Here is a 19603-nt window from a genome sequence, read left to right as displayed (position 1 = left end):
TGTGGGGACGGGCCGTCCCTGCCGGCCCGGCATTGTGGAGTCTGCCGATGCGGACGCGAGGCGCACTCTCGTCGGCGCCGAGCTTGACCTGGCGAGGCAGCCTGTTCCGCAAGTACGTGCTCACGCTTGTGAGCCTTGTCGCCCTCGTCCTGACGATCAATGCGGCTGTCGAGACGTGGTTTCTGTACCGGGAAACCGTCGAGCGCGTCGCCCGCTCCCAGGCCACCTACGCGGCCGGCGCGACGGCGGCCGTCGAGGAGACGCTGGCAGAGATCGAGCGAGAGGTCGGCTGGGTAACGCGGGCGAGCGCGCAGAGCCTCGCCCAGCACCGCGAGGACTACGCAGCGCTTCTCGACCAGACGCCGATCGTCCTGACCCTCGCCTACTTCGACAGCGAGGGTCGCGAGCGTGTCCGGGCGCGTCGTCCAAACAGTCCTGACCCCATGGCCTCGGCCGATCTCGGGCCGGTCCCGCAGCGCAAGGGATTTCAGGACCTTCAGATCGTCGGGGGCGAGATCTACGCGAGTCTTCTGCTGCCGCATCCGGCCGCGGGGACAGGCGTCACCCTGGCCCGCGTCCGGCTGGCCGCCCTGGCGGGGAGCCTTCCGCTCCCGACCGCGGGTGCCGGAAGCTACGCCGACCTCGTCACGCCGGACGGGATCGTCGTTGCCCACTCGGACAGAAGCCCGCATGCGACGGGCGATCGCCTAGCGCTGCCGCCCTCCGATTCGGTGGCGTATGCCTACGATGCCGCGGGGAGGCCAGTCCTGGCCACGCCATATCCTCTCGGCGTGCTGCCCGCCTCGCTCGTCGTCGCACAGCCCCTCAACGAGGCGCTCGCGCCTTTGCGCGACCTGCTCATCCGTCTCGCCTGGCTCCTCGCGTTCGGCCTCGTCGTCGCGATCTGTGCCAGTCTCCTGCTGGCCCGCCGCATGCTGGTGCCGATCCGAGCGCTGCATGCCGGGGCCGAGCACTTCGCGGCCAACCGCTTCGAGCATCGCATCGCGGTGCACACGGGGGACGAGTTCGAGGCTCTGGCGACGCGGTTCAACACCATGGCCGATGCACTCTCGACCTCGTACGCGCGGCTCGAGAGCGAGATCCAGCGTCAGACCCGGGACCTTGCCCGCTCCGTCAGCGAGTTGCGCGCCCTTGAGGAAACCGGACGTGCCATCGTGGCCTCGCTGCATATCGATGATGTCGTTCGGGCGATCGCCGCGCGGGCAGCAACCCTCGCAGGTTCCGACGCCAGCGCCGTCTACCTGGTCGAGGCGCCGGGCGAGACGTTCCGCCGCGCTGGCGGCCACAACCTCCCGCCCAGCGCGGTCAGCGACATTCTCCCTGCAAATGCCCTGGCGAAAGCCGGCGACGCCGCGGCTGAAGTCATCCCGGTCCGCGATCTGACCACGATCAGCGGGCTTCTGACTGGCGCCGCCGACGGGTTCCGGGCAGCCACGCTCATCAACCTCGTCGACAGTGACGGTCGCCTCGGCTTCCTCCTCCTGCTCGCCCGCGACGAAACCCCGCCCGTGGGCAGTTCCGAGCATGTCCTGCACACCTTCGCGCATCAGGCGGCCCTTGCGCTCCGCAACGCGCGCCTGTTCCAGGAGGTCGACGAGAAGGGCCGGCAGCTCGCCGCCGCCGATCTCCACAAGACGCAGTTCTTCGCCAACATGAGCCACGAGCTCCGCACGCCACTGAACGCCGTGCTGGGCTATTCGGAGCTGCTCGCCGACGGCCTATACGGCCCGCTCAGCGAGAAGGCGAGCGAGGCGTTGGAGCGGATTCAGATCAACGGTCGTCACTTGCTGAGCCTGATCAATGACGTCCTCGATTTCACGAAGATCGAGGCTGGCCTGCTCACGCTTGATGTCCAGGATTACGCGCTGGGCGCCCTGATCGAGTCCGTCACGGTGGCGGCCTCTTCGCTGGCCCACGCGAAGGGTCTCGCCTTGAAACTCGACGTCCCGGAGACATTGCCGATCGGGCAAGGCGATGAGCGGCGGCTTACACAAGTGCTCATGAATCTCGTGGGCAATGCCATCAAGTTCACGCAATCCGGCTTTGTGGAGGTGGCTGCCCGGGCCGTCGACGACACCTTCGTCATCACGGTTTCCGATACTGGCCCCGGCATCTCGCCCGCCGATCAGGCGCGGATATTCGACGAATTCCAGCAGGTCGACAGCTCGAGCACACGCCAACAGGGGGGCACGGGACTGGGTCTCTCGATCGCCCGCCAGCTCGTCCTCCTGCACGGCGGCCGGATCGAAGTGCGATCGGAACTGGGACAGGGTGCCGTGTTTCAGGTGACCCTTCCGATCCGGACATCGATCGAGAGGAAGAAGGCCTCATGAAGCGCATCCTGATCGTCGAGGATACGGAGGACAATCGCCGCATCCTGCGCGACCTTCTCTCTGCTGCGGGCTACGGCATCGTCGAGGCTCCGGATGGGAGGCGCGGCGTCGAGGTGGCTCAAGCCGAGCAGCCCGACCTCATCCTGATGGATATTCAGCTTCCAGTGATGGACGGTTATGAGGCCGCGCGGCACCTGAAGGCTGATCCCTCCACGCGCCACATCCCCGTCGTTGCCGTGACCTCCTACGCCCTTTCGGGGGACGAAGAGCGAGCCCTCGCTGCGGGCTGCGACGGCTATGTTGCCAAGCCGTTCAGCCCGCGCAAGGTCCTGAGTCTGATTCGCCAGATGCTCGTTGATGCCTGAGGCGGAGCGGAGGCCGTGCCGGCGCATATTCTCGTAGTCGACGACAGTCCTGAGAATTTGGAAATCCTGCGCGTGCGCCTGGAGGCGCAGGGCTACGAGGTCGGGATCGCGCCGGACGGCGAGACAGCCCTCGCGCAGGCGGCTGCCAGTCCGCCGGACCTCATCCTGCTCGATGTGATGATGCCGCGTCTCAGCGGACTGGATGTTCTGCGCCGCCTCAAGGCGGACGAGGCGCTGCGCTACGTGCCCGTCGTGCTGCTCACCGCCCGTGCTGAAACGCGCGACGTCGTGGAGGGGCTCGATGCCGGCGCAGATGAGTACCTGACGAAGCCTTACGAGCATGCTGCTCTGATGGCGCGGGTCCGCTCGATGCTGCGCCTCAAGGCGCTGACCGACACGGTGCGGGCGCAATCGCGTGAGCTTGCGGATCAGAAGTCAGCACTCGCCGAGGCAAATCGTGATCTTGAGGGCCAAGTCGCCGTCAAGGCCGCCGAGCTCCAGCGGATCGGGCGATTGCGGCGGTTCCTCTCGCCCCAGATCGCCGATCTGATTGCCGCCGACCGCGGCGACCACTCGCTTTTGGAGCCACACCGGCGTGAGATCACGGTGGTGTTCTGTGACCTGCGCGGCTTTACGGCTTTCACGGATACGGCCGCCCCAGAGGAGGTGGTCGCGGTTCTTCGTGAGTACCACACGACCGTCGGCCAAGCCGTGTTCCAATACGAGGGAACCCTGGAGCACTTCGCTGGCGACGGGATCATGACCTTCTTCAACGATCCGTACCCGTGCGCGGACCACACCGAGCGCGCAGTGCGCATGGCCTTTGCCCTCCGCGAGCGCGTCGGCCGCCTGTCCCGGCACTGGGAAACGCGCGGCCATACCATCGGCTTCGGGATCGGCCTCGCCAGAGGCTATGCAACTCTTGGACAGTTCGGCTTCGAGGGTCGCTTCGAGTACGGGGCTCTTGGGAGCGTGACCAATCTAGCATCCCGCCTCTGTGACACGGCGCAGGCAGGGCAGATCGTGGTGAGCCGGTCCGTGTTGAGCGCTGTCGAGGCCGTCGCTCAAGCGAGGCCACTCGGCAACCTGGCCCTTAAGGGCTTCCTGCGCGAGGTGCCGGCGTTCGAGCTTGTGGCCCTATCGGAGGGTCGGACCGACCCCTGACCCATGCTCCTGAAAAGCCTTCAGGAGGCCGCCAGACGTCTAATCACGAGGCGAGATGCATCATCATAGACTGGTTCGCACTTGACTGGCCGCCTTACATATATGTCTCGCGGAAGCTGCCCGGCTCTCCGGGCGACCGCCGTGCGCGCATCTGAAACCGTCGTGGGTCAAAGGTACTTGGCTTGCAGATCGACCGTCGAGCGCTCGCCAACTTCGGCAAATTCGCGGGCGAGCCACGCGTCTGCCCGTTCTCTCCCGATTCTATGCAGGTGAAGCAGGAAGTTCAGATCTGCGTTAAGCTTTGAGGCGGCGCCGAGCGTCTGCATGACGGTCTCGGCCTCAATCGCGTGGATGCGGATCGTTCTGATCTGATTGCCCTGTAGAATGCCGTCCTCAATCAGCTTGTTGGCAAAGCTGATCGCGCGCATCTCGCGCATAAGCGAGGAGTTGAAACTGATCTCGTTGATCCTGTTCATGATTTCCGGTGCACTGGTGGGCACGTCCGGGCGATAGATTGGATTAATATGCACGATAACGACATCCGAGCAGTCGCACTCGTAGATCAGCGGGAAAACGGCCGGGTTGCCCATGTAGCCACCATCCCAATAGTGTTCCCCATCAATTTCTATGGCTTGAAATAGAAATGGCAGGCACGCCGAAGCTAGAACGGCATCGGCGCTGATCTCGCCCGCGCCGAAGACGCGGACCTTGCCAGTCCGCACGTTGGTGGCGGAGAGAAAGAGCTTGACGACGGAGCAGCGGCGCAACGCGGCAAAGTCGATGCTGCTCTCCAGGACCTGGCGGAGTGGATTGTAGTTCAACGGATTAGTTTGGTAGGGCGAGATGAGCCGCGCAAGAGTATCGAAGAGCGGAAAGATGACGGATGTTTCGAGCCCGTAATTGCCGAAGATCCGGTCCCATGGCGAGGCTTGAAGTGGGCTGAACAACGCTGCCTGCGCGATCTGCCGCCAGAATGTGTCGAGAGCCCGTCGGGCGCCTTTACGGCCGCCGACCGTCAATCCGTAAGCGAGAACTGCAGCGTTCATCGCCCCGGCGCTTGTGGCGCTGATGCCCTCGATGGTGGGTCCATCTTCTTCAAGCAGGCGGTCTAGAACGCCCCAGGCGAAAGCTCCGTGCGCCCCGCCACCCTGGAGGGCGAGATTAACGCACTTGTTAGCCCCTTCCCCGTCACTGCCAGTCGCGAGATGGCCCGGTTCCAAACGCTCGACCATGCCGGGGGCTCCTCTTCCGGAGATCGGACACCGAAGCGTCGCACCGAACATCACCGGAGCCACCATGTCCATTAGGTGCCTTGCTCCCACAGTCGCAACCTGCTGCAGGATTTCGGCAAAGAGGACTAATGCCAGCGACCGCCTCGATCTGCGCAGCCTCCCCGGCGCTCTCGGCGCTGCCAGGATGTTTGGTCGTGGCATTCGCTGGAGCGGATAGGCCCGGAGCGGTCGGGCTCAGCGGCCCGGGCATTGCAGAGAGCCTCGCCTTGTATGACGTTCCGTCAAGACTTGAAGAGACGGCTAAAAGTGTAGGTGCCGCCGAAGTCTGCGAAGTGAGCACGTAGCGGCTCGCGACTGTCGTAATGCGGACTGTTGGTTGCGAGATGCTCGCGGCCCGGCCCCTCGTACCCGTCCACCATGAGGGCACATGGCCTGATCGCTTCGATGCGGGTGGACCGACGCAAGGTTTCCGCCCGCACCCCAGATACCAAGCACCAGCATGCGCTTGAGACGCGCTATCGGTACAGACTCAGCTCAGGCCGAGGATCGAGAATGAATCCGTCACGGTTCGGCATCTGGACTTTCGGCAGGCTGGCCGCGTCCAGCGTTTCGTCTGGCCTGATGACATGTCCTTCCGACAGGATATAGGCGACGACCGCGTAGACTTGATCGTCCGTGAGCGAGCCCGGCGCATTGAATGGCATGGCGCGCTTGACGTAGTCGAACAGCGTCGTGGCGTACGGCCAGTAGCTCTCGGTCGTCTTGATCGGATTCTCCGACGCGAGACTGCCGCGACCGCCGACCAGTCGGTCTGCACCGATGCCGGGCGCCATGTTGCCCTGGAGCTTCTCACCGTGACAGGCGGCGCAGTGCTCCTGAAAGACCGCAGCGCCTTCCCGGGCGCTGCCGTGACCCGGCGGCAAGCCCTTCCCGCTCGGCGGGATCGAGAAGTAGGCTCCAAGCTCGGCTTCGGTGACCGGCTTGCCGACGCCGAGCCGGGTATCATCCGCCGTCTGAGACCCCGCGGGCGTCGCGAGAAGCACAAGGCCGAGAAGAACTGACGACGTCGATCCGAGGCCGCGTACGCACTCACGCATGGACATTGCTGACCTCCCCAGTGCTCGAGACGGCCCAGCTCTGGATCGCGTTCAGGTGGTAGATCGAGGCGGATGGGCCGTGATCGCCGCGGATGGCGAGCAGTTGCTGGCGCGTCGGCTGGACGTAGCCGGTCTCGTCCATGCACCGGCTCTGCAGAATGGCGGGCGTCCCATCCCAGGTCCACGGGAAGGTGAAGCGTACCGTACACATTGGCTCTGGCGTGGAGCCGAGATAGGCCGGATACCAAGTCTTGCCCGCATCCAGCGAGACGTCGACTGACTGCACGCGCCCGCGTCCTGACCAGGCGAACCCGGTGACACTGTAGATGCCGGGACCCGGCAGACGCATGTCGCCGGACGGGAACGTGATGACCGACTTCGCGTCCATGTCGAGCGTGAACTGCCGCGCGCGGCCGTCCGCCATCAGGTCCGTGTACTTGGAGGTTTCCTCCCGGGTCATGAAGGGCTTGTCGCTGACCTCCAGCCGCCGCAGCCACTTGATGTGGGTGTTGCCCTCGTAGCCGGGCAGCAGCAAACGGACCGGGTAGCCCTGCTCGGGGCGGATCGCCTCGCCGTTCTGGCCATACGCGATGATCCCATCCCTGAGCAGCTTCTCCAAAGGTATGGAGCGGGTCATCACCGCGGCATCCGCGCCTTCGGCGAGAACCCATGCGCCTCCTTCCTTCAGGCCGACCTCGCGGGCCAACGTCGAGAAGAGCACGCCGGTCCACTCCGACGTGCTGAGCAGCCCGTGCGTGCCCTGGACCGTCTTGAGCGTCGGCTTCTTCCACTCGGTCAGGCCGTTGCCGGAGCACTCGATGAAGTGCTTGCGCGTCACCGATGGCAGCCGCCGGAGGTCGTCCATGCTGAACCGCTTCGGGGTGCCGACCATGCCGTGGACGACGAGGCTGTGGCGGTTGGGATCGATGGTCGGAATGCCGCCGTGGTGCCGCTCGAAGTGCAGTCCGGAGGGCGTGATGTTGCCGACCAGCGCGGCGAGCGGGGTCAAGGACCAAGATGTGTTCTCGTTGGGCGTCGGGTAGCGCACCCGGGCGGCCTTCTCGAACTGGGATCGTGTGCCATAGCCGCCGTCCGCGCCGACGGCGCGACCCTGCTCCTTGGTCGGATCATCGGGCACGTCGAAATGGCGCGCGCCGGCGGGGGCTCCGTCGTCGGCCAGAGCCCGACCCGCCGAGAGAGCTGCAGCGACGCCGGAACCCGCGGCGAAGAGAAAGCGGCGTCGGTCGGCGCCGCGCCTGGCGAACATCCCGTCGCGACAGGGACAGGCGTCGTCTTCGGTCGTGGGCGAGGGAGCATGCTGGACTGGCATCATTTCCTCCGCTTCGTTCTAGGATTCCATCGGTGGGCAATGCATGCTGGCCGACGATATATCGGCGCCTCACAGCGTGAGCGTACTGACCATCGCACGGCTCGCCTTGCCGGTCGCTCCCGATGGCAGCATGTCACTGAAGACGATCACGTCCGGTACTTTGTAGCGTTCGAGATTGGCCGACGCCCAGCGCCTGAGCTCGTCCGCCGTCAGCGCGAGTCCGGGCTTCAGCACGACGACCGCGTGGATCGCCTCGCCGAGGCGCTCGTCGGGGACGCCGGCGCACAGAGCGGCCGCGATATCCGGATGCGCGCACAGGGCGTTCTCGATCTCCAGCGGAGAGATCTTGTTGCCGCCGCGCGCGATGATCTCCTTCGAGCGTCCGACGAGCTCGACCTGACCGTCTGGACGCAGGCGCGCGAGATCGCCCGTCCGGAAGTGATCCGCCTCGAACGAGGCTCGGGTCAGCTCGGCGTTGTCCAGGTAGCCCAGCATGCCGCACGCGGTGTGGATCCGCAGCTCCCCGACCTCACCCGGCGGAGCTGGCGTGCCATCGTCCCGGACGATGCGGAAGGATACGCCCTCAGTCGGTTCGCCGATGGAGCCGGCCTCCGCAGCGTCCCGCGGCCGGTTGCAGAAATCGCACGAGCCGGTCTCGGTCGAGCCGTAGAGGTCGACGAGCTCGGCCTCCGGCCAGCTGCCGCAGACCGCCCGGGCCAGGGACGGGCTGAGCGCCTCGCCGCCGGTCAGCACCGCGCGCAGACGCGGTGCCGGCGGGACATCCTCGGCGAGCAGGACCCGCAGCATCGTCGGCACCGCGGCCAGGACGGTCGCCTGCGCCGCGAGCAGGCCCGAGAGCGTCGCGGGGGTGAACTTCTGGACGAGGACGAGAGTCGCTCTGGAGCGGATCGCCAGGAGGCTCGCCCAGATCCCGAAGATGAAGGTCAGCTGAAGCGGGACCACGACCATGTCGTCCGGGTGGAAGCCGAGCAGTCGGTCGAGAACCGCGAGCTTGCGCGCCAGGGCATCGTGCCCGAGCACCACGCCCTTCGGTGCGCCTGTGCTGCCCGAGGTGAAGACTACGAGCGCGGCCCCGTCCAGAAGAGGCCGCTCCGGTGGCGCCTCGTCCGCGAGCCTATCCAGGCTCAGCCCGTCAACCAAGAATCGGGCGCGCGTCGCCCGCTCGACCGCCGCACGGGTGAGCGGCGCGGCGGCCCGATGCACGGGCACTGCGACGGCTTCCGCCCGCCAGACGCCGAGCATCGTCCCGAGATCCAGGGCCCGGTTGCCGATGGCCACGTGCACGGGCTCGTGTGGGCGCACGCCTGCCCCACGCAGCAATCCCGCCACGAGGTCCGCGTGCGCGTCGAGCTCGCGCCCCGACATCCCGGGGCCGGAGACCTCGTCCACCCGACTGCCTTGGCGGGCGAGCCCCTCCCGCATGATCGTCGCGAGTGCGCCCGTCACTTCTCGGCTCCCGGAAAGCGGCTGTCGCGCCACGCCAGCGCGGCCTTGAGGCCCTGAGATCGGGCGATGTCCATGAAGGCCCGCTTGTCCGGCGAGCCCTCGCCCTCGATCAGCAGGTCGATGTCGAGGGCCGTCTCCAGGGCTTCCAACATGCCACGCGCCTCGACCGACCGGTTGATCGCCCGCTTCGTCTCCTTGACGAGATTCGGGTCGATCGCGGCGATGTGCCGGGCGAAGTGAAGCGCGCTTGCGTCGAGGTCGGCGGCGGGCACCACCCGATTCACCATGCCGATCTCGTAGGCCCGCCGCGCCGGGATGCGGTCCTCGCCGGTGAGGATGATCTCCTTGGCGACTTTCGGGCCGACGATCCAGGGTAGAATCATCACGACGATGCCGGCCCCGAACTTCAGCTCCGGTTCGCCGAAGAATGCGTCCTCGGCCGCTACGGTCAGGTCGCAGGCCAGAGCCAGCTCGCAGGCGCCCGCGAGGCACGGGCCGCGCACCGCCGCGATCGTCGGCTTAGGACAGTGCCAGAACCGCATCGGCACGTCGAAATCCTTGCGCAGGATCGGGCGCCATTGGCTCACCCCCTCGGGGCGCAGCGCCATCTGATCCTTGAGGTCGAAGCCCGAGGAGAAGGCCGTACCGGCCCCGCGTACAATCACGGCGCGCACCGCGACGTCGGCCTCGGCTGCGTCCATCGCCCGCGCGAGTTCGTCGAGCATGGTCGCGCTGATCGCGTTGGTGCGCTCCGGGCGGTTCAGCGTGATCCGGGCCACGGGCGCGAGCGTCTCGTAGGTGATCGTCGTGAAGGCCACTGCCGGTTTCCTCCTCGCTGTCACTTGCGTCCTCCGGCCAGCCGCTTGGCCTCGGGCAGGCGTCGCAGGCGCAGCATCGAGGCGAGACCCAGGAACGGCCCGATGGCGAGCAGCGCGAAGGCGAAGCGCCAGCCGAGGACGGTGCCCGCGAACGCGATGAGCTGGATGCTGACGAGGGTGAGCAGGAAGCCGACGCAGGTCTGCACGGTCAGCATCGTGCCGATCAGCCGGCGGTCGCTGAGCTCGCTCACCGCAGCGGAAAACTGCGCCGAATCCGCGATCACGGCCACGCCCCAGAGCACACCCACCGACAGAACCGCCCAGGCGGGGCCTCCGAAGAGGAAGCCGACCGCGATGGCGCAACTGCCGCTGGCAAGCATCGAGGCGCCGGTGACGAGGGTGCGGCCGAACCGGTCGGCCGCCCAGCCTCCCAGCATGGCGCCGAAAGCCCCGGCCGCCACGACGGCGAAGGCAGCGAGTTCCGGCGGGAACGGAGGGGCGTTGCCGTAGCGTTCCCGAAAGCTCGCCGCCATGAAGGCGCCAATCCACGCCCACATCGCGTAGAGCTCCCACATGTGGCCGAGATAGCCGAGGTTGGCCAGGCGCACCCCGCGGTTGCGCCACGCCTCCAACGCGTTCTCCAGACGCAGGGGCGGCGCCTCGGAGCGGAGCGGCCCGAGACGCACGAAACGGATCAGGGCTGCCGACAGGAGCGCACCGAGCGCCGCGCCGAGCACGGGCAGGTGCCAGTCGAGCTGGCCGAAGGCCGCGACGAGGTGCGGCAGTGCCGAGCCGAGGGTGAGCGCGGCCACCAGCAGCCCGATCAGCAGCCCGAGATCGCCGACCGCCCAGGTCGCGGCGATCTTCATGCCGACGGGGTAGACGCCGGCCATGCAGGCCCCGGTCACGAAGCGCAGCAGCGGCACCACCGGCGAGGTCGGCTCGAAGGCCAGCATCAGGAGGTTGGCGAGGCCGGCCGTCGCGGCGGCCCCGCAGAACAGCCGGCGCAGGTCGAACCGATCGGCCAGCCCGAACAAGGCGCTCACCAGAGTGCCAGCGACGAACCCAGCCTGCACGCTGTTGGTCAGCAGCGCCTCCTGGAACGGGCTCAGCGCCCAGTGTGTGCGGATCGCGCCGATCGAGGCCGTCGTAGCGAACCACGTCGCCATCGCCGCCACCTCGCTGAGGAGCAGGAGCACGACCGCCGTCCGCTTGGCGGCGGCGTCGCCGTCGACCGCGTCAGGAAGCGCCTTGGCCACAGCGCCTCACTTCGCAGCCGTGTAGGCTACGAGGGGGCAACTCCCGTCGGCCATGGGCCGGAACGCCTGGTCGCCGGGGATGGTGTCGAGGAGCTTGTAGTAATCGTACGGTCCCTTCGACTCTGAAGGGTCCTTGACCTGGAACAGGTAGAGGTCGTGGATGGTACGGCCGTCGGCGCGGATCGAGCCGTGCCCGAACAGCGGATCGTCCGTCGGCATGGCCTTCATCTGCGCGACAACGTCGGTGCCGCGATGCGCTTTGTCCTTGTCGAGGGCGGCGATAGCCTTCATCCAGTGGAGCATCGAGGCGTAGGTGCCCGCTTGGTTCATCGTCGGATAGCGGCCGCCGTTGCGCGCGGCGAACCGCTTCGCCCAGGCGCGCGTACCGTCGTTGAGGTCCCAGTAGAACGCCTCGGTCAAGGTGAGACCGTGGGCGACCTTCAGACCGACCGAATGGATGTCGGAGATGAAGGCCAGGAGCGCGACGAGCTTCTGGCCGCCGTCGGTGAGGCCGAACTCCGACGCTTGCTTGATGGCGTTGATCGTGTCGCCACCGGAATTGGCGAGCGCGACGACCTGCGCGCCGCTGCCCTGGGCCTGGAGCAGGTAGGAGGAGAAGTCGGTGCTCTGGAACGGGGCGAGGACGTGGCCGAGAGACTTGCCGCCGGCCTTCGTCACGGCTTCGGTGGCGTCACGCTCGAGGGCGTGGCCGAACGCGTAATCCGTTGTGAGGAAGTACCAGGATTTTCCGCCTTGCTTGATCACCGCACGCGCCGTGCTGTTGCCGAGTGCCCAGGTGTCGTAGGTCCAGTGGACGTTCGTGCGGGTGCAGTTCTTTCCCGTCAGATCCGAGGAGCCCGCGCTGGCGATCAGGAACGCCTTGTCCTTCTCGCTCGCGATGTTCGACACAGCGAGCGCAACCGACGAGGTCGGCACGTCGACGATGGCGTCGACATGGTCGACGTCGAACCAGCGCCGCACGATGGCCGCGCCGATGTCGGGCTTGTTCTGGTGGTCGGCGGATAGAACCTCGACCCGAAAGCCCTTCGCTTCCGGCTTGAAGTCCTCGACAGCCATGCGCGCAGCCTCGACGGAGCCGGGACCGGCGATGTCGGCGTAGAGGCCCGACTGATCGTTCAGCACGCCGATGCGGAAGGTCGGCAGCGGATCGGCGTGCGCAACAGATATGCCGCCGAACAGCATCGCCAGCGCCAATACACCCTTCATGATTGTTCCTCCATTGTCATGAACGGACTGCGATTGTTTTTGTCAGTCCGGCGGCGGCGCCGCATTCGTCGCTAAGCCATCGCGCCCAGATATTCCCTGTCTGTTTTCAATTGTTCTGCTGCTGGACTACTGCTTGGGGATGAGGGCGCCTAGCGATTGACGTCGACCACGACGCGCCCGCGCACCCGGCCCGCCATCAGGCGCTCCGCGGTGGCCACGACATCTGTCAGGCCGATCTCGTCCGTGATCGCGTCGAGCTTGGCCGGGTCGAGATCGCGGACCAGCCGGTCCCAAGCCTCGAGCCGCTCGGGCCGCGGGCACATTACGCTGTCGATACCGATCAGGCTGACGCCGCGCAGGATGAAGGGTGCGACGCTCGCCGGCAGGTCCATGCCCTGCGCCAGACCGCAGGCCGTGACGACGCCACGGTACTTCGTGGCGGCGCAGACGTTCGCGAGCGTATGGCTGCCGACCACATCGACGGCCCCGGCCCAGCGCTCCCGAGCGAGCGGCTTGCCCGGCGCAGAGAACGTCGCCCGGTCGAGGATCTCGGCCGCGCCGAGACCGCGCAGGTAGTCGGCCTCCTCGGGGCGCCCGCTGACCGCCACGACCGTGTAGCCGAGGCGCGATAGGAGAGCGACCGCCGTGCTGCCGACGCCGCCGGCCGCGCCGGTGACGACGATTTCGCCCTTCTCGGGGCTGACGCCGTGGCGTTCGAGCGCGATCACGCACAGCATCGCGGTGTAGCCGGCAGTGCCGATCGCCATCGCCTGACGCGGCGTGAACGCCTCGGGCAGCGGCACGAGCCAATCGCCCTTGAGGCGCGCGACCTGCGCGAGCCCGCCCCAGTGGGTCTCGCCGACGCCCCAGCCGTTCAGGATGACGCGGTCGCCCGCTCGATAGCCGGGATGTCGGGATTCGCGCACAGTGCCGGCGATGTCGATGCCCGGCACCATCGGGAACTTGCGCACCACCGGACCCTTGCCGGTGATCGCAAGGCCGTCCTTGTAGTTCAGCGTCGAGTAGGCGACGTCCACGGTAACGTCGCCCTCGGGCAGCTGCGCTTCATCGATCTCGCGCAGGCCGGCGCGGTAGCCAGCCTCATCCTTCTCGATCAAGACTGCCTTGAACATCCGCTATACTCCGAGGGTGGCGCTCAGCGCGCCAACGAGGTCAGGAACAGGTTGGCGAAGAGGTCGAGGGGCTCAGGACTGCGCTCAAGCTTGGCGCGCAGGACAGCGCCCTCCCAGCCGATCCAGAAGAAGGCTGCCAGTGCCGCGCAATCCGCCTCCGCGCCGATTTCGCCGGCGGCCTGGGCGTCCCGGAGGCAGCGCTCCGTCCGCGCCTGCCAGTCCAGCAGAACCCCATGCAGGCGGCCCCGGAAGAGCTCCGGCAGGGCGCTCATCTCCTGCCCGAGATTGCCGACGACGCAGCCGCGGCGAAACGCGTAGCGCGCCATGCCGGTACGTGCGTCGGCGACGAAATTCCTGAGTCGCTGGAGCGGAGCCGTGCTCTCGTCGAGCAACCAACGGTCGAGCTTGCGCGCGAAGTAGGTCGCGTATGCCTCAATCAGCTCCGCACCAAAGACGTCCTTGCTCGTGAAGTAGTGATAGAATGAGCCCTTCGGAACGCCGGCGTTGCGCAGCACCTCTTCGAGACCGGTGGCCGAGTATCCCTTCTCAGCCAGAAGTGCGACCCCGGCGCGGATCAGGGCCTCGCGCGACGTGCCGTAGGCCGGCTCCAGCCGCGGGGGGCGCCCCCTCCTGCGTGCCGTGCCTGTCATGGCTGATTCGAGCGTCATGATTTGGAAATAGACCGGTTGATTACTAAATACAACCACCTTCAGGCGCCGCTGCTGAGCTTGTCTCCTGTCCGGCTTTCACACGGAGGCGAGGCCTCTCAGATGAATCGGCTCCCCGATGGGACTCTGGAGACGACCGTTGCGGCCGCGTGGTCGCCATCGAGCTCGCCTGGCCTGCAGCAGTGGAGCGTCGTGGCGGTCTCGGGCGAGCAGAAGCAGAAGATTCAGGAGCTGGTCGCGGCCACGATTCCAATGGACCGCATCCCGTAGATGGCCGACATGCCGGTAGTGGTGCTGCACCATGACCGTTACCTCACAGGGGCCATCGGGACCACCCCCGCGGTTGCGTAGAGGCTTTCCGGACCTCCTGCGAAGAGCGGGGCATGAGCGACGAGACATGGCAGGAGGCTATCTGCATGTCGGCCGCCGGCATGGCTTACATGAGCGGCCGCGAGACCCTGCGCGAAACGGTCGTCGCTTCAAGTCGCCCGGCTGATTTCCTCCGGATTCCTTGATCTACAATCTTAATCTGAGCCCTCCTCTAGCTCAGTTGACGCGCAAGGATGCTGCGCACGTCCGCCTTCATCGGCAGGACACCATACGAGTGGGCCCAGTCTCCTGATAAGCGCGTTGCGCAGAAGGCATCCGACACAGCAGGCGGAGCAAACTGCACGAGCAGAGCGCCTTGCAACACCAGCGCCATACGCTCCGCGAGGAAGCGCGCCCGCGCCTCGGAAGGAGGGCCCATCGCGAGTTCATCGACAAGGTTCCGAGTAGCGGTATCCAAATTGGTGTCGGCACCGCCCGCCTCGGTCACAACCTCGCGGTATGCCTCGTACGCGGCCGGGTCCCGCGCCAGCGTGCGCAGGATGTCGAGCGCAATGACGTTGCCCGAGCCTTCCCAGATCGCGTTGACGGGCGCCTCCCTATAGAGCCGCGGCATCGGTGTCTCCTCGACGTAGCCGACGCCACCGTGGCACTCCATGCATTCGAACACGAAGCCGGGATTGCGCTTTGTGAGCCAATACTTCGCGATCGCGACAGCCAGGCGCGCGTAAGCCCTGCTCTTCTCGTCCGTCCTTCCGAAGGCGCGCGCCACCTGGGTCGCGAGGACGACAGCCGCCTCGTACTCGACGCAGAGGTCTGCGATGACAGCGCGCATCAGCGGCTGGTCAATCAGCGCCCTTTGAAAGGCCCACCGTCCGACGACATGGTGGACGGCCTGTGCCAGCGCCATCCGCATGATGCCCAACGTGCTCGCGACGGTGCCGAGGCGGGTATGATGCACCATGTCGATGATGACGTTGACGCCGCGACCTTCCTCTCCCAACAGGATCGCCGAGGCGCTTTGATATTCGATCTCCGCAGACGCGTTAGACCGGTTTCCGAGCTTGTCCTTGAGCCGCATCAGATGAATGGCATTCCGCTCACCCGCAGACGTGATGCGAGGGACGAGAAAGCAGCTCAGACCGCCGGGAGCTTGAGCCAGCGTCAGAAAGCCATCGCTCATGGGCGCGGAGCAAAACCACTTGTGTCCGACCAGTCGGTAATCACCATCTCCGGTCGGCTCGGCTCGCGTAGAGTTCGCGCGAACGTCGCTGCCGCCCTGCTTCTCGGTCATCGCCATGCCGATCGTTAGGCCGGCCTTGTCACCGATTGGGCGCAGCGGCCCGTCGTATCGTCCGCCCAGCAGCGTCTCAAGCCAGACGCGGCCCGCCGCGGGGAAAGCGCGCAACACCGGCACGGCCGCGTAGGTCATGTTGATCGGGCACATCACGCCGGCTTCCACTTGCGTGAACAGTGCGAGCAGGGCCAGATGAGCGACATGAGCGCCCGGCTGATCACAGGTCCAAGCGATATCGTGAATGTTGTGGCGCATCGCGAGCGCCATCAGCGCGTGGTAGGCGGGATGGAATCTCACCTCATCCAGCCGCCGCCCGTACCGATCGAAGGTTAGCAGTTCAGGCGGAAAACGGTTCGCCAACTCGCCGAGTTCGCGAACTTCCTCCGATCCCATCTCAGCCCCGAGCGCATTCATGCGGACGTCGAGCCAGGAGCCCGCCTCGCGCATCACCGCATCGCGTAGAGGCTGATCCACGCCGTAGAGGTTCAACTCCGGAAAGTCCGGCGGTTGGTTCGTGATCTCATGTGTAGGGAGATGCGTCGTTGGGGCATAGCGGGGCATGCGCGAGGACTCCCGAGGCACTCGCTGAAACTTCATCATATTTCTACATTGGCAGCAAATCGGCCCCGCGGAACGCTCATGTTCCGCCGGCCATCAATCATCTGCGGATGTATTTGCTGAGTGCTGGGAGGGCGGGGCCTAGAACACAGAGGTTCCTAGCTTTCTCAGATTGCGGATAGCCATATTCAGGGCGGGGCGTCTCTATTCGCCCGCAGAGCACGCATAACAGCATCTTTTTCCTTGCAGAACTATCGCCGGAACTCCTGTGGTGGGAGTGGCGTCTTATCATAAAGGAGATTGCGTATCAGACTAGTTCCTTCGCGCTGAGGCTCGGTCACGGCCCTGTCTGCTCGAAAGCTACCCCGATGACGACTGTCACAGAGAAGGTCTTCAGTTGGATATTGCAGGCGCTGCCGCTCGCAGGCCGCCTCGCTGTTGTTGCGCCCGACGGCCGCAGGATTGTGGCGGGGCATGGGGGCGGGCCGGCCGTGACGTTGCGGCTGCAAGATCCGGCGGCACCTCGCAGCCTGCTCCTCGATCCGGAACTCAGGCTAGGGGAGCTCTACGTCGATGGCGGGGTCGTCCTGGAAGAAGGAACGCTGCCTGAGTTCATGGAAATCCTCCTCGCCCGCAGTCATGGCCAGGTGCCGCTGCCCTCGATGACCGCGATGGCGGCCCTGCGCAGCCTCGTCCGACGCATCGGGTTGGGCAACACGCCACGACGCGCGCGCCGCCATGTTGAGCACCATTACGAGCTTGACGAACGCCTATACGCTCTCTTCCTCGATCCCGCATGGCAGTATTCCTGCGGATATTTCACGTCCGATGCGGATGATCTTGAGGCGGCACAGCGAGCCAAGATGCGCCACATCGCTGCGAAACTTATGGTCGGGCCTGAGCAGCGCGTGCTCGACATCGGGTGTGGCTGGGGCGGCCTGGCTCTCTACTTGGCCGGGGTAGCGGGATGCGATTTCGTACGCGGGATCACCCTATCGGAAGGGCAGCTCGCCCGGGCCCGCGCACAGGCCGAAGCGCATGGTCTCGCCGAACGGGTCCAGTTCGCTCTGGAAGACTTTCGTCGAACCACGGGCACATACGACCGCATCGTCTCGGTTGGCATGTTTGAACACGTCGGCCCCGCAAATTACGGCCGGTTCTTTCGCGTTGCTCACGAGCGTCTCGCCGAGCGGGGCGTGATGCTTCTACACTCGATCGGCCGCACGGGCGTGCCCTATCCGACGAATGCCTGGATCACCCGATACATCTTTCCGGGTGGCCATCTGCCGACGCTGTCCCAGATCATGCCGGCGATTGAGCGCTCGGGCTTGATAGTGACAGACGTCGAGGTACTGCGGCTCCATTATGCCCGTACGCTCGCCGCTTGGCGCGAACGCTTCGAAGCAGGGCGGCCAGCCGCGCGTGACCTTTTTGGCGAGCGCTTCTGCCGGATGTGGGATTGGTACCTAGCGAGTTGCGAGGCTGCATTCCGTTACGAGGACGCGGTCGTGTTTCAGATCCAGCTCGCACGCCGCAACGATGTGATACCGCTCACTCGCGAGTACATCGCTGCAGCCGAAGCCAGGCTGCAGCGGCGGGAGGAGCTGTCCGGAGTGCCAGCCGTCGCCGCCTGAGCGCGCTGTTCCGTTCCGTGCGCTCCTGACCGGATGCGGCAGGATACAACAATGCAAGCATGAGGCTGATTACTATAACTTTCACGAAATTCTTGGGCGCCTGCGCGGGCACACCGACTGACGTGCATCGATTGTGGCACCTCCGCCGATGCCTCCGGATAGCTCTTGATGGAGCAGGTGGCGGCTGAGGAGGTCAGCGATCCGCTGTATAGCCCTTTCGTAACGGCGAGCGGGGATTGCCGGGTTTGCGCCACCGCCATCGGCCCACTCACCGTAAGTGAGATCCCCGCAATCGGCGTCACGGAATGCGATCCAGGCGCGCTGCGCCTTCTCGAGCTGAGGCTTTCAAAGCTTTGCGCAGCACGGGGAGCCCGAAGTTCGGGAGGGAGCCCGTGCGCAGGATGGTCCGGCGTCTACGGTTCAACGGCTGTCCGGGGCGGGCTTTGAACGCGGAAGCCGTAGTAGCCCTGGTCGGCGTCGTAGAGGACGTCGAAGCCGTTAAGCACGTGCAGTCCGGTGTTGACGAAGCGCAGAGGCCGTGTGGTGTTGAGGGTGATGCGTTCGGGCGCGAGCGGCGCGTCCCGGTCGCCGACGGTGACCGCGTAGCCGGCCGCGTCGCCGAACCGGAAGCTCAGGCGTGTCCCGGGCCGCAGCGTGGCGGGACCGCTCGCCGCGCTCAGGACGCTGTCGGCGACCTGCTCGGGCGGCAGCGTCAGGAACATCTCGGTGACGCCGGTGTCGAGCAGCGCGCGGCCGCAGGCGCCCGGCTCCCGCCCGTCGACGGTGATGCATACGCCAACACCGAGCCAGTCGCCCGGGACGCGCGGGTGCGGATCAAGCTTCACGAATCGGTAGAGGCCGCGCGTGTTGGCCCGGGTCAAGCCGACATGCACGCCCCGCCGGGTCAGCACGTAACCGCGGCGGACCGCACCGGGTCCGGGCGGTTCGACGTTGAGCAGGGGATTGGTGTCCGGCGTGCTCTGGGCTTGGCTGTCGTCCTCGCGGCCGAACCCGATGCCCATCATGGCCACATGGGCCGGCGCATCCTCGGGCACGCAGTTGCGTGGTCGCGCGGTGCAGTCGATACGGTCGACCGCCAGGACCGGGATGGGCCGCGTAATCATACTTTCGCCGTCGCGGCCCCACACGGTCACAGGCATCCGCACCCAGCGGCCGACCATGATCCGGCCGGAACTCGTGTAGGTCAGGCGCCCGGGCCGGCTGGCCAGGGTCTCGAGACCGGAGATGCGGGCGGCCGAGACCACGATGCCGGTCGAGCCGGTATCCACCAGCACGGGACGGATCTCGCCGCCGAAGGAGAGGCCGAGTCGCGGCGACCGCGCGAGGTCCTCATCCGGTCCCGGCGCGGTGAGGAAGCGTAGGAAGATGCCGCGGTCGTCCGCCGCGTAATCCGGGCGCGGCTCGGCCGCGACCGCTCCGGCGAGTCCGAGCAGACCTGCACAGAGAACCCCGCAGCGCAGAAGCGCGAGGCGCAGACGGCCGCTTCGTTGGCGCGACGATACGGAGTCGCGGACCTGGCTGGAAAAACGCTTGCTGGCTCGTCGCATCTTCCCCCCGAACCGAGTGCGCCCGGCACCGAAATCGGAACATTCTCGGATCCGCCCTCCCAGGCGCATCGAGGCCGATCAAATGCGGCGATAATTCCCGGCCTC

General features: G+C 66.3%; 17 protein-coding genes and 1 pseudogene. 6 read left to right on the top strand and 12 right to left on the bottom strand.

Translation table 11 applies throughout. The features are described from left to right. The first annotated feature begins 47 nt into the window (after window positions 1-47). The 3 genes from ACYCO6_RS07050 to ACYCO6_RS07040 are packed head-to-tail and all read left to right on the top strand — an operon-like array spanning window position 48 to window position 3883. Entirely contained in the window at window positions 48-2354 is a 2307-nt protein-coding gene (locus tag ACYCO6_RS07050; RefSeq protein WP_459770555.1) for an ATP-binding protein, read from the top strand. Continuing rightward, a complete protein-coding gene (locus ACYCO6_RS07045; RefSeq protein WP_459770552.1) occupies window positions 2351-2719 on the top strand; it encodes a response regulator in 369 nt (122 codons plus the stop codon). The genes ACYCO6_RS07050 and ACYCO6_RS07045 overlap by 4 nt, the downstream gene beginning before the upstream one ends. 15 nt (window positions 2720-2734) lie before the next feature. Then, a complete protein-coding gene (locus ACYCO6_RS07040) occupies window positions 2735-3883 on the top strand; it encodes an adenylate/guanylate cyclase domain-containing protein (protein WP_459770550.1) in 1149 nt (382 codons plus the stop codon). Window positions 3884-4050: 167 nt separating this feature from the next. On the opposite strand, the gene ACYCO6_RS07035 is transcribed toward ACYCO6_RS07040, so the two are convergent. The 9 genes from ACYCO6_RS07035 to acuR all read right to left on the bottom strand — a co-directional run bounded on the left by ACYCO6_RS07035 (window position 4051) and on the right by acuR (window position 14096). Beyond that, window positions 4051-5115 (bottom strand): patatin-like phospholipase family protein, encoded by a 1065-nt coding sequence (locus ACYCO6_RS07035; RefSeq protein WP_459770548.1) that lies wholly within the window; start codon window positions 5113-5115, stop codon window positions 4051-4053. Window positions 5116-5630: 515 nt separating this feature from the next. Beyond that, window positions 5631-6218: a c-type cytochrome gene (locus ACYCO6_RS07030; RefSeq protein WP_459770546.1), complete on the bottom strand. Its 588-nt coding sequence runs from the start codon at window positions 6216-6218 to the stop codon at window positions 5631-5633. Further along, window positions 6205-7479: a sulfite dehydrogenase gene (gene soxC, locus ACYCO6_RS07025; RefSeq protein ID WP_459770543.1), complete on the bottom strand. Its 1275-nt coding sequence runs from the start codon at window positions 7477-7479 to the stop codon at window positions 6205-6207. The genes ACYCO6_RS07030 and soxC overlap by 14 nt, the downstream gene beginning before the upstream one ends. A gap of 132 nt (window positions 7480-7611) precedes the next feature. After that, on the bottom strand, window positions 7612-9009 hold the full coding sequence (locus ACYCO6_RS07020) for a class I adenylate-forming enzyme family protein (RefSeq protein ID WP_459770542.1): 1398 nt from the start codon (window positions 9007-9009) through the stop codon (window positions 7612-7614). Continuing rightward, window positions 9006-9827, bottom strand: a complete 822-nt coding sequence (locus ACYCO6_RS07015) for an enoyl-CoA hydratase-related protein (protein WP_459770540.1) — start codon at window positions 9825-9827, stop codon at window positions 9006-9008. Before ACYCO6_RS07015 ends, ACYCO6_RS07020 begins: the two co-directional genes overlap by 4 nt. Window positions 9828-9847: 20 nt before the next feature. After that, window positions 9848-11086 (bottom strand): MFS transporter, encoded by a 1239-nt coding sequence (locus ACYCO6_RS07010; RefSeq protein ID WP_459770538.1) that lies wholly within the window; start codon window positions 11084-11086, stop codon window positions 9848-9850. Between the two features lie 6 nt (window positions 11087-11092). Continuing rightward, complete coding sequence (locus tag ACYCO6_RS07005) at window positions 11093-12313, bottom strand: ABC transporter substrate-binding protein (protein WP_459770536.1); 1221 nt, start codon at window positions 12311-12313, stop codon at window positions 11093-11095. Window positions 12314-12462: 149 nt separating this feature from the next. Then, window positions 12463-13446: an acrylyl-CoA reductase (NADPH) gene (acuI, locus tag ACYCO6_RS07000; RefSeq protein WP_459770534.1), complete on the bottom strand. Its 984-nt coding sequence runs from the start codon at window positions 13444-13446 to the stop codon at window positions 12463-12465. A gap of 23 nt (window positions 13447-13469) precedes the next feature. Then, the gene (gene acuR, locus ACYCO6_RS06995) at window positions 13470-14096 is read right to left on the bottom strand and encodes an acrylate utilization transcriptional regulator AcuR (protein WP_459770532.1); all 627 of its coding nucleotides are present in this window, start codon (window positions 14094-14096) and stop codon (window positions 13470-13472) included. A gap of 120 nt (window positions 14097-14216) precedes the next feature. On the opposite strand from acuR, the gene ACYCO6_RS06990 reads away from it, so the two are divergent. After that, window positions 14217-14384: a nitroreductase family protein gene (locus ACYCO6_RS06990; RefSeq protein ID WP_459770530.1), complete on the top strand. Its 168-nt coding sequence runs from the start codon at window positions 14217-14219 to the stop codon at window positions 14382-14384. A gap of 113 nt (window positions 14385-14497) precedes the next feature. Then, window positions 14498-14629 (top strand): hypothetical protein, encoded by a 132-nt coding sequence (locus ACYCO6_RS06985; protein ID WP_459770528.1) that lies wholly within the window; start codon window positions 14498-14500, stop codon window positions 14627-14629. 26 nt (window positions 14630-14655) lie between these two features. On the opposite strand, the gene ACYCO6_RS06980 is transcribed toward ACYCO6_RS06985, so the two are convergent. Beyond that, on the bottom strand, window positions 14656-16299 hold the full coding sequence (locus tag ACYCO6_RS06980; RefSeq protein ID WP_459770526.1) for an isovaleryl-CoA dehydrogenase: 1644 nt from the start codon (window positions 16297-16299) through the stop codon (window positions 14656-14658). Between the two features lie 365 nt (window positions 16300-16664). On the opposite strand from ACYCO6_RS06980, the gene ACYCO6_RS06975 reads away from it, so the two are divergent. Continuing rightward, the gene (locus ACYCO6_RS06975; RefSeq protein ID WP_459770523.1) at window positions 16665-17930 is read left to right on the top strand and encodes a class I SAM-dependent methyltransferase; all 1266 of its coding nucleotides are present in this window, start codon (window positions 16665-16667) and stop codon (window positions 17928-17930) included. Window positions 17931-18011: 81 nt separating this feature from the next. Here ACYCO6_RS06975 and ACYCO6_RS06970 read toward each other — a convergent pair. Together ACYCO6_RS06970 and ACYCO6_RS06965 are read right to left on the bottom strand one after the other, a co-directional pair. Beyond that, a pseudogene (locus ACYCO6_RS06970) lies at window positions 18012-18260 on the bottom strand (lysozyme inhibitor LprI family protein); the annotation flags it as partial. Window positions 18261-18343: 83 nt separating this feature from the next. Beyond that, on the bottom strand, window positions 18344-19498 hold the full coding sequence (locus tag ACYCO6_RS06965) for a hypothetical protein (RefSeq protein ID WP_459770520.1): 1155 nt from the start codon (window positions 19496-19498) through the stop codon (window positions 18344-18346). Window positions 19499-19603: the final 105 nt, after the last annotated feature.

This window comes from Methylobacterium sp. CM6257 (genome assembly GCF_054611515.1).
The sequence above is the reverse complement of the archived record's forward strand: the minus strand, read 5'-3'. Positions and strand labels throughout refer to the sequence as shown.

Bases quoted from the DNA above. Each gene is read 5' to 3' on its own strand.
- ACYCO6_RS07030 (WP_459770546.1), bottom strand. From the start codon at position 6,218: ATGTCCATGCGTGAGTGCGTACGCGGCCTCGGATCGACGTCGTCAGTT.
- ACYCO6_RS07045 (WP_459770552.1), top strand. From the start codon at position 2,351: ATGAAGCGCATCCTGATCGTCGAGGATACGGAGGACAATCGCCGCATC.
- ACYCO6_RS06985 (WP_459770528.1), top strand. From the start codon at position 14,498: ATGAGCGACGAGACATGGCAGGAGGCTATCTGCATGTCGGCCGCCGGC.
- ACYCO6_RS06975 (WP_459770523.1), top strand. From the start codon at position 16,665: ATGACGACTGTCACAGAGAAGGTCTTCAGTTGGATATTGCAGGCGCTG.
- acuI (WP_459770534.1), bottom strand. From the start codon at position 13,446: ATGTTCAAGGCAGTCTTGATCGAGAAGGATGAGGCTGGCTACCGCGCC.
- acuR (WP_459770532.1), bottom strand. From the start codon at position 14,096: ATGACAGGCACGGCACGCAGGAGGGGGCGCCCCCCGCGGCTGGAGCCG.
- ACYCO6_RS06965 (WP_459770520.1), bottom strand. From the start codon at position 19,498: ATGCGACGAGCCAGCAAGCGTTTTTCCAGCCAGGTCCGCGACTCCGTA.
- ACYCO6_RS07005 (WP_459770536.1), bottom strand. From the start codon at position 12,313: ATGAAGGGTGTATTGGCGCTGGCGATGCTGTTCGGCGGCATATCTGTT.
- ACYCO6_RS07050 (WP_459770555.1), top strand. From the start codon at position 48: ATGCGGACGCGAGGCGCACTCTCGTCGGCGCCGAGCTTGACCTGGCGA.
- ACYCO6_RS06990 (WP_459770530.1), top strand. From the start codon at position 14,217: ATGAATCGGCTCCCCGATGGGACTCTGGAGACGACCGTTGCGGCCGCG.
- ACYCO6_RS07035 (WP_459770548.1), bottom strand. From the start codon at position 5,115: ATGGTCGAGCGTTTGGAACCGGGCCATCTCGCGACTGGCAGTGACGGG.
- ACYCO6_RS06980 (WP_459770526.1), bottom strand. From the start codon at position 16,299: ATGCCCCGCTATGCCCCAACGACGCATCTCCCTACACATGAGATCACG.
- soxC (WP_459770543.1), bottom strand. From the start codon at position 7,479: ATGTTCGCCAGGCGCGGCGCCGACCGACGCCGCTTTCTCTTCGCCGCG.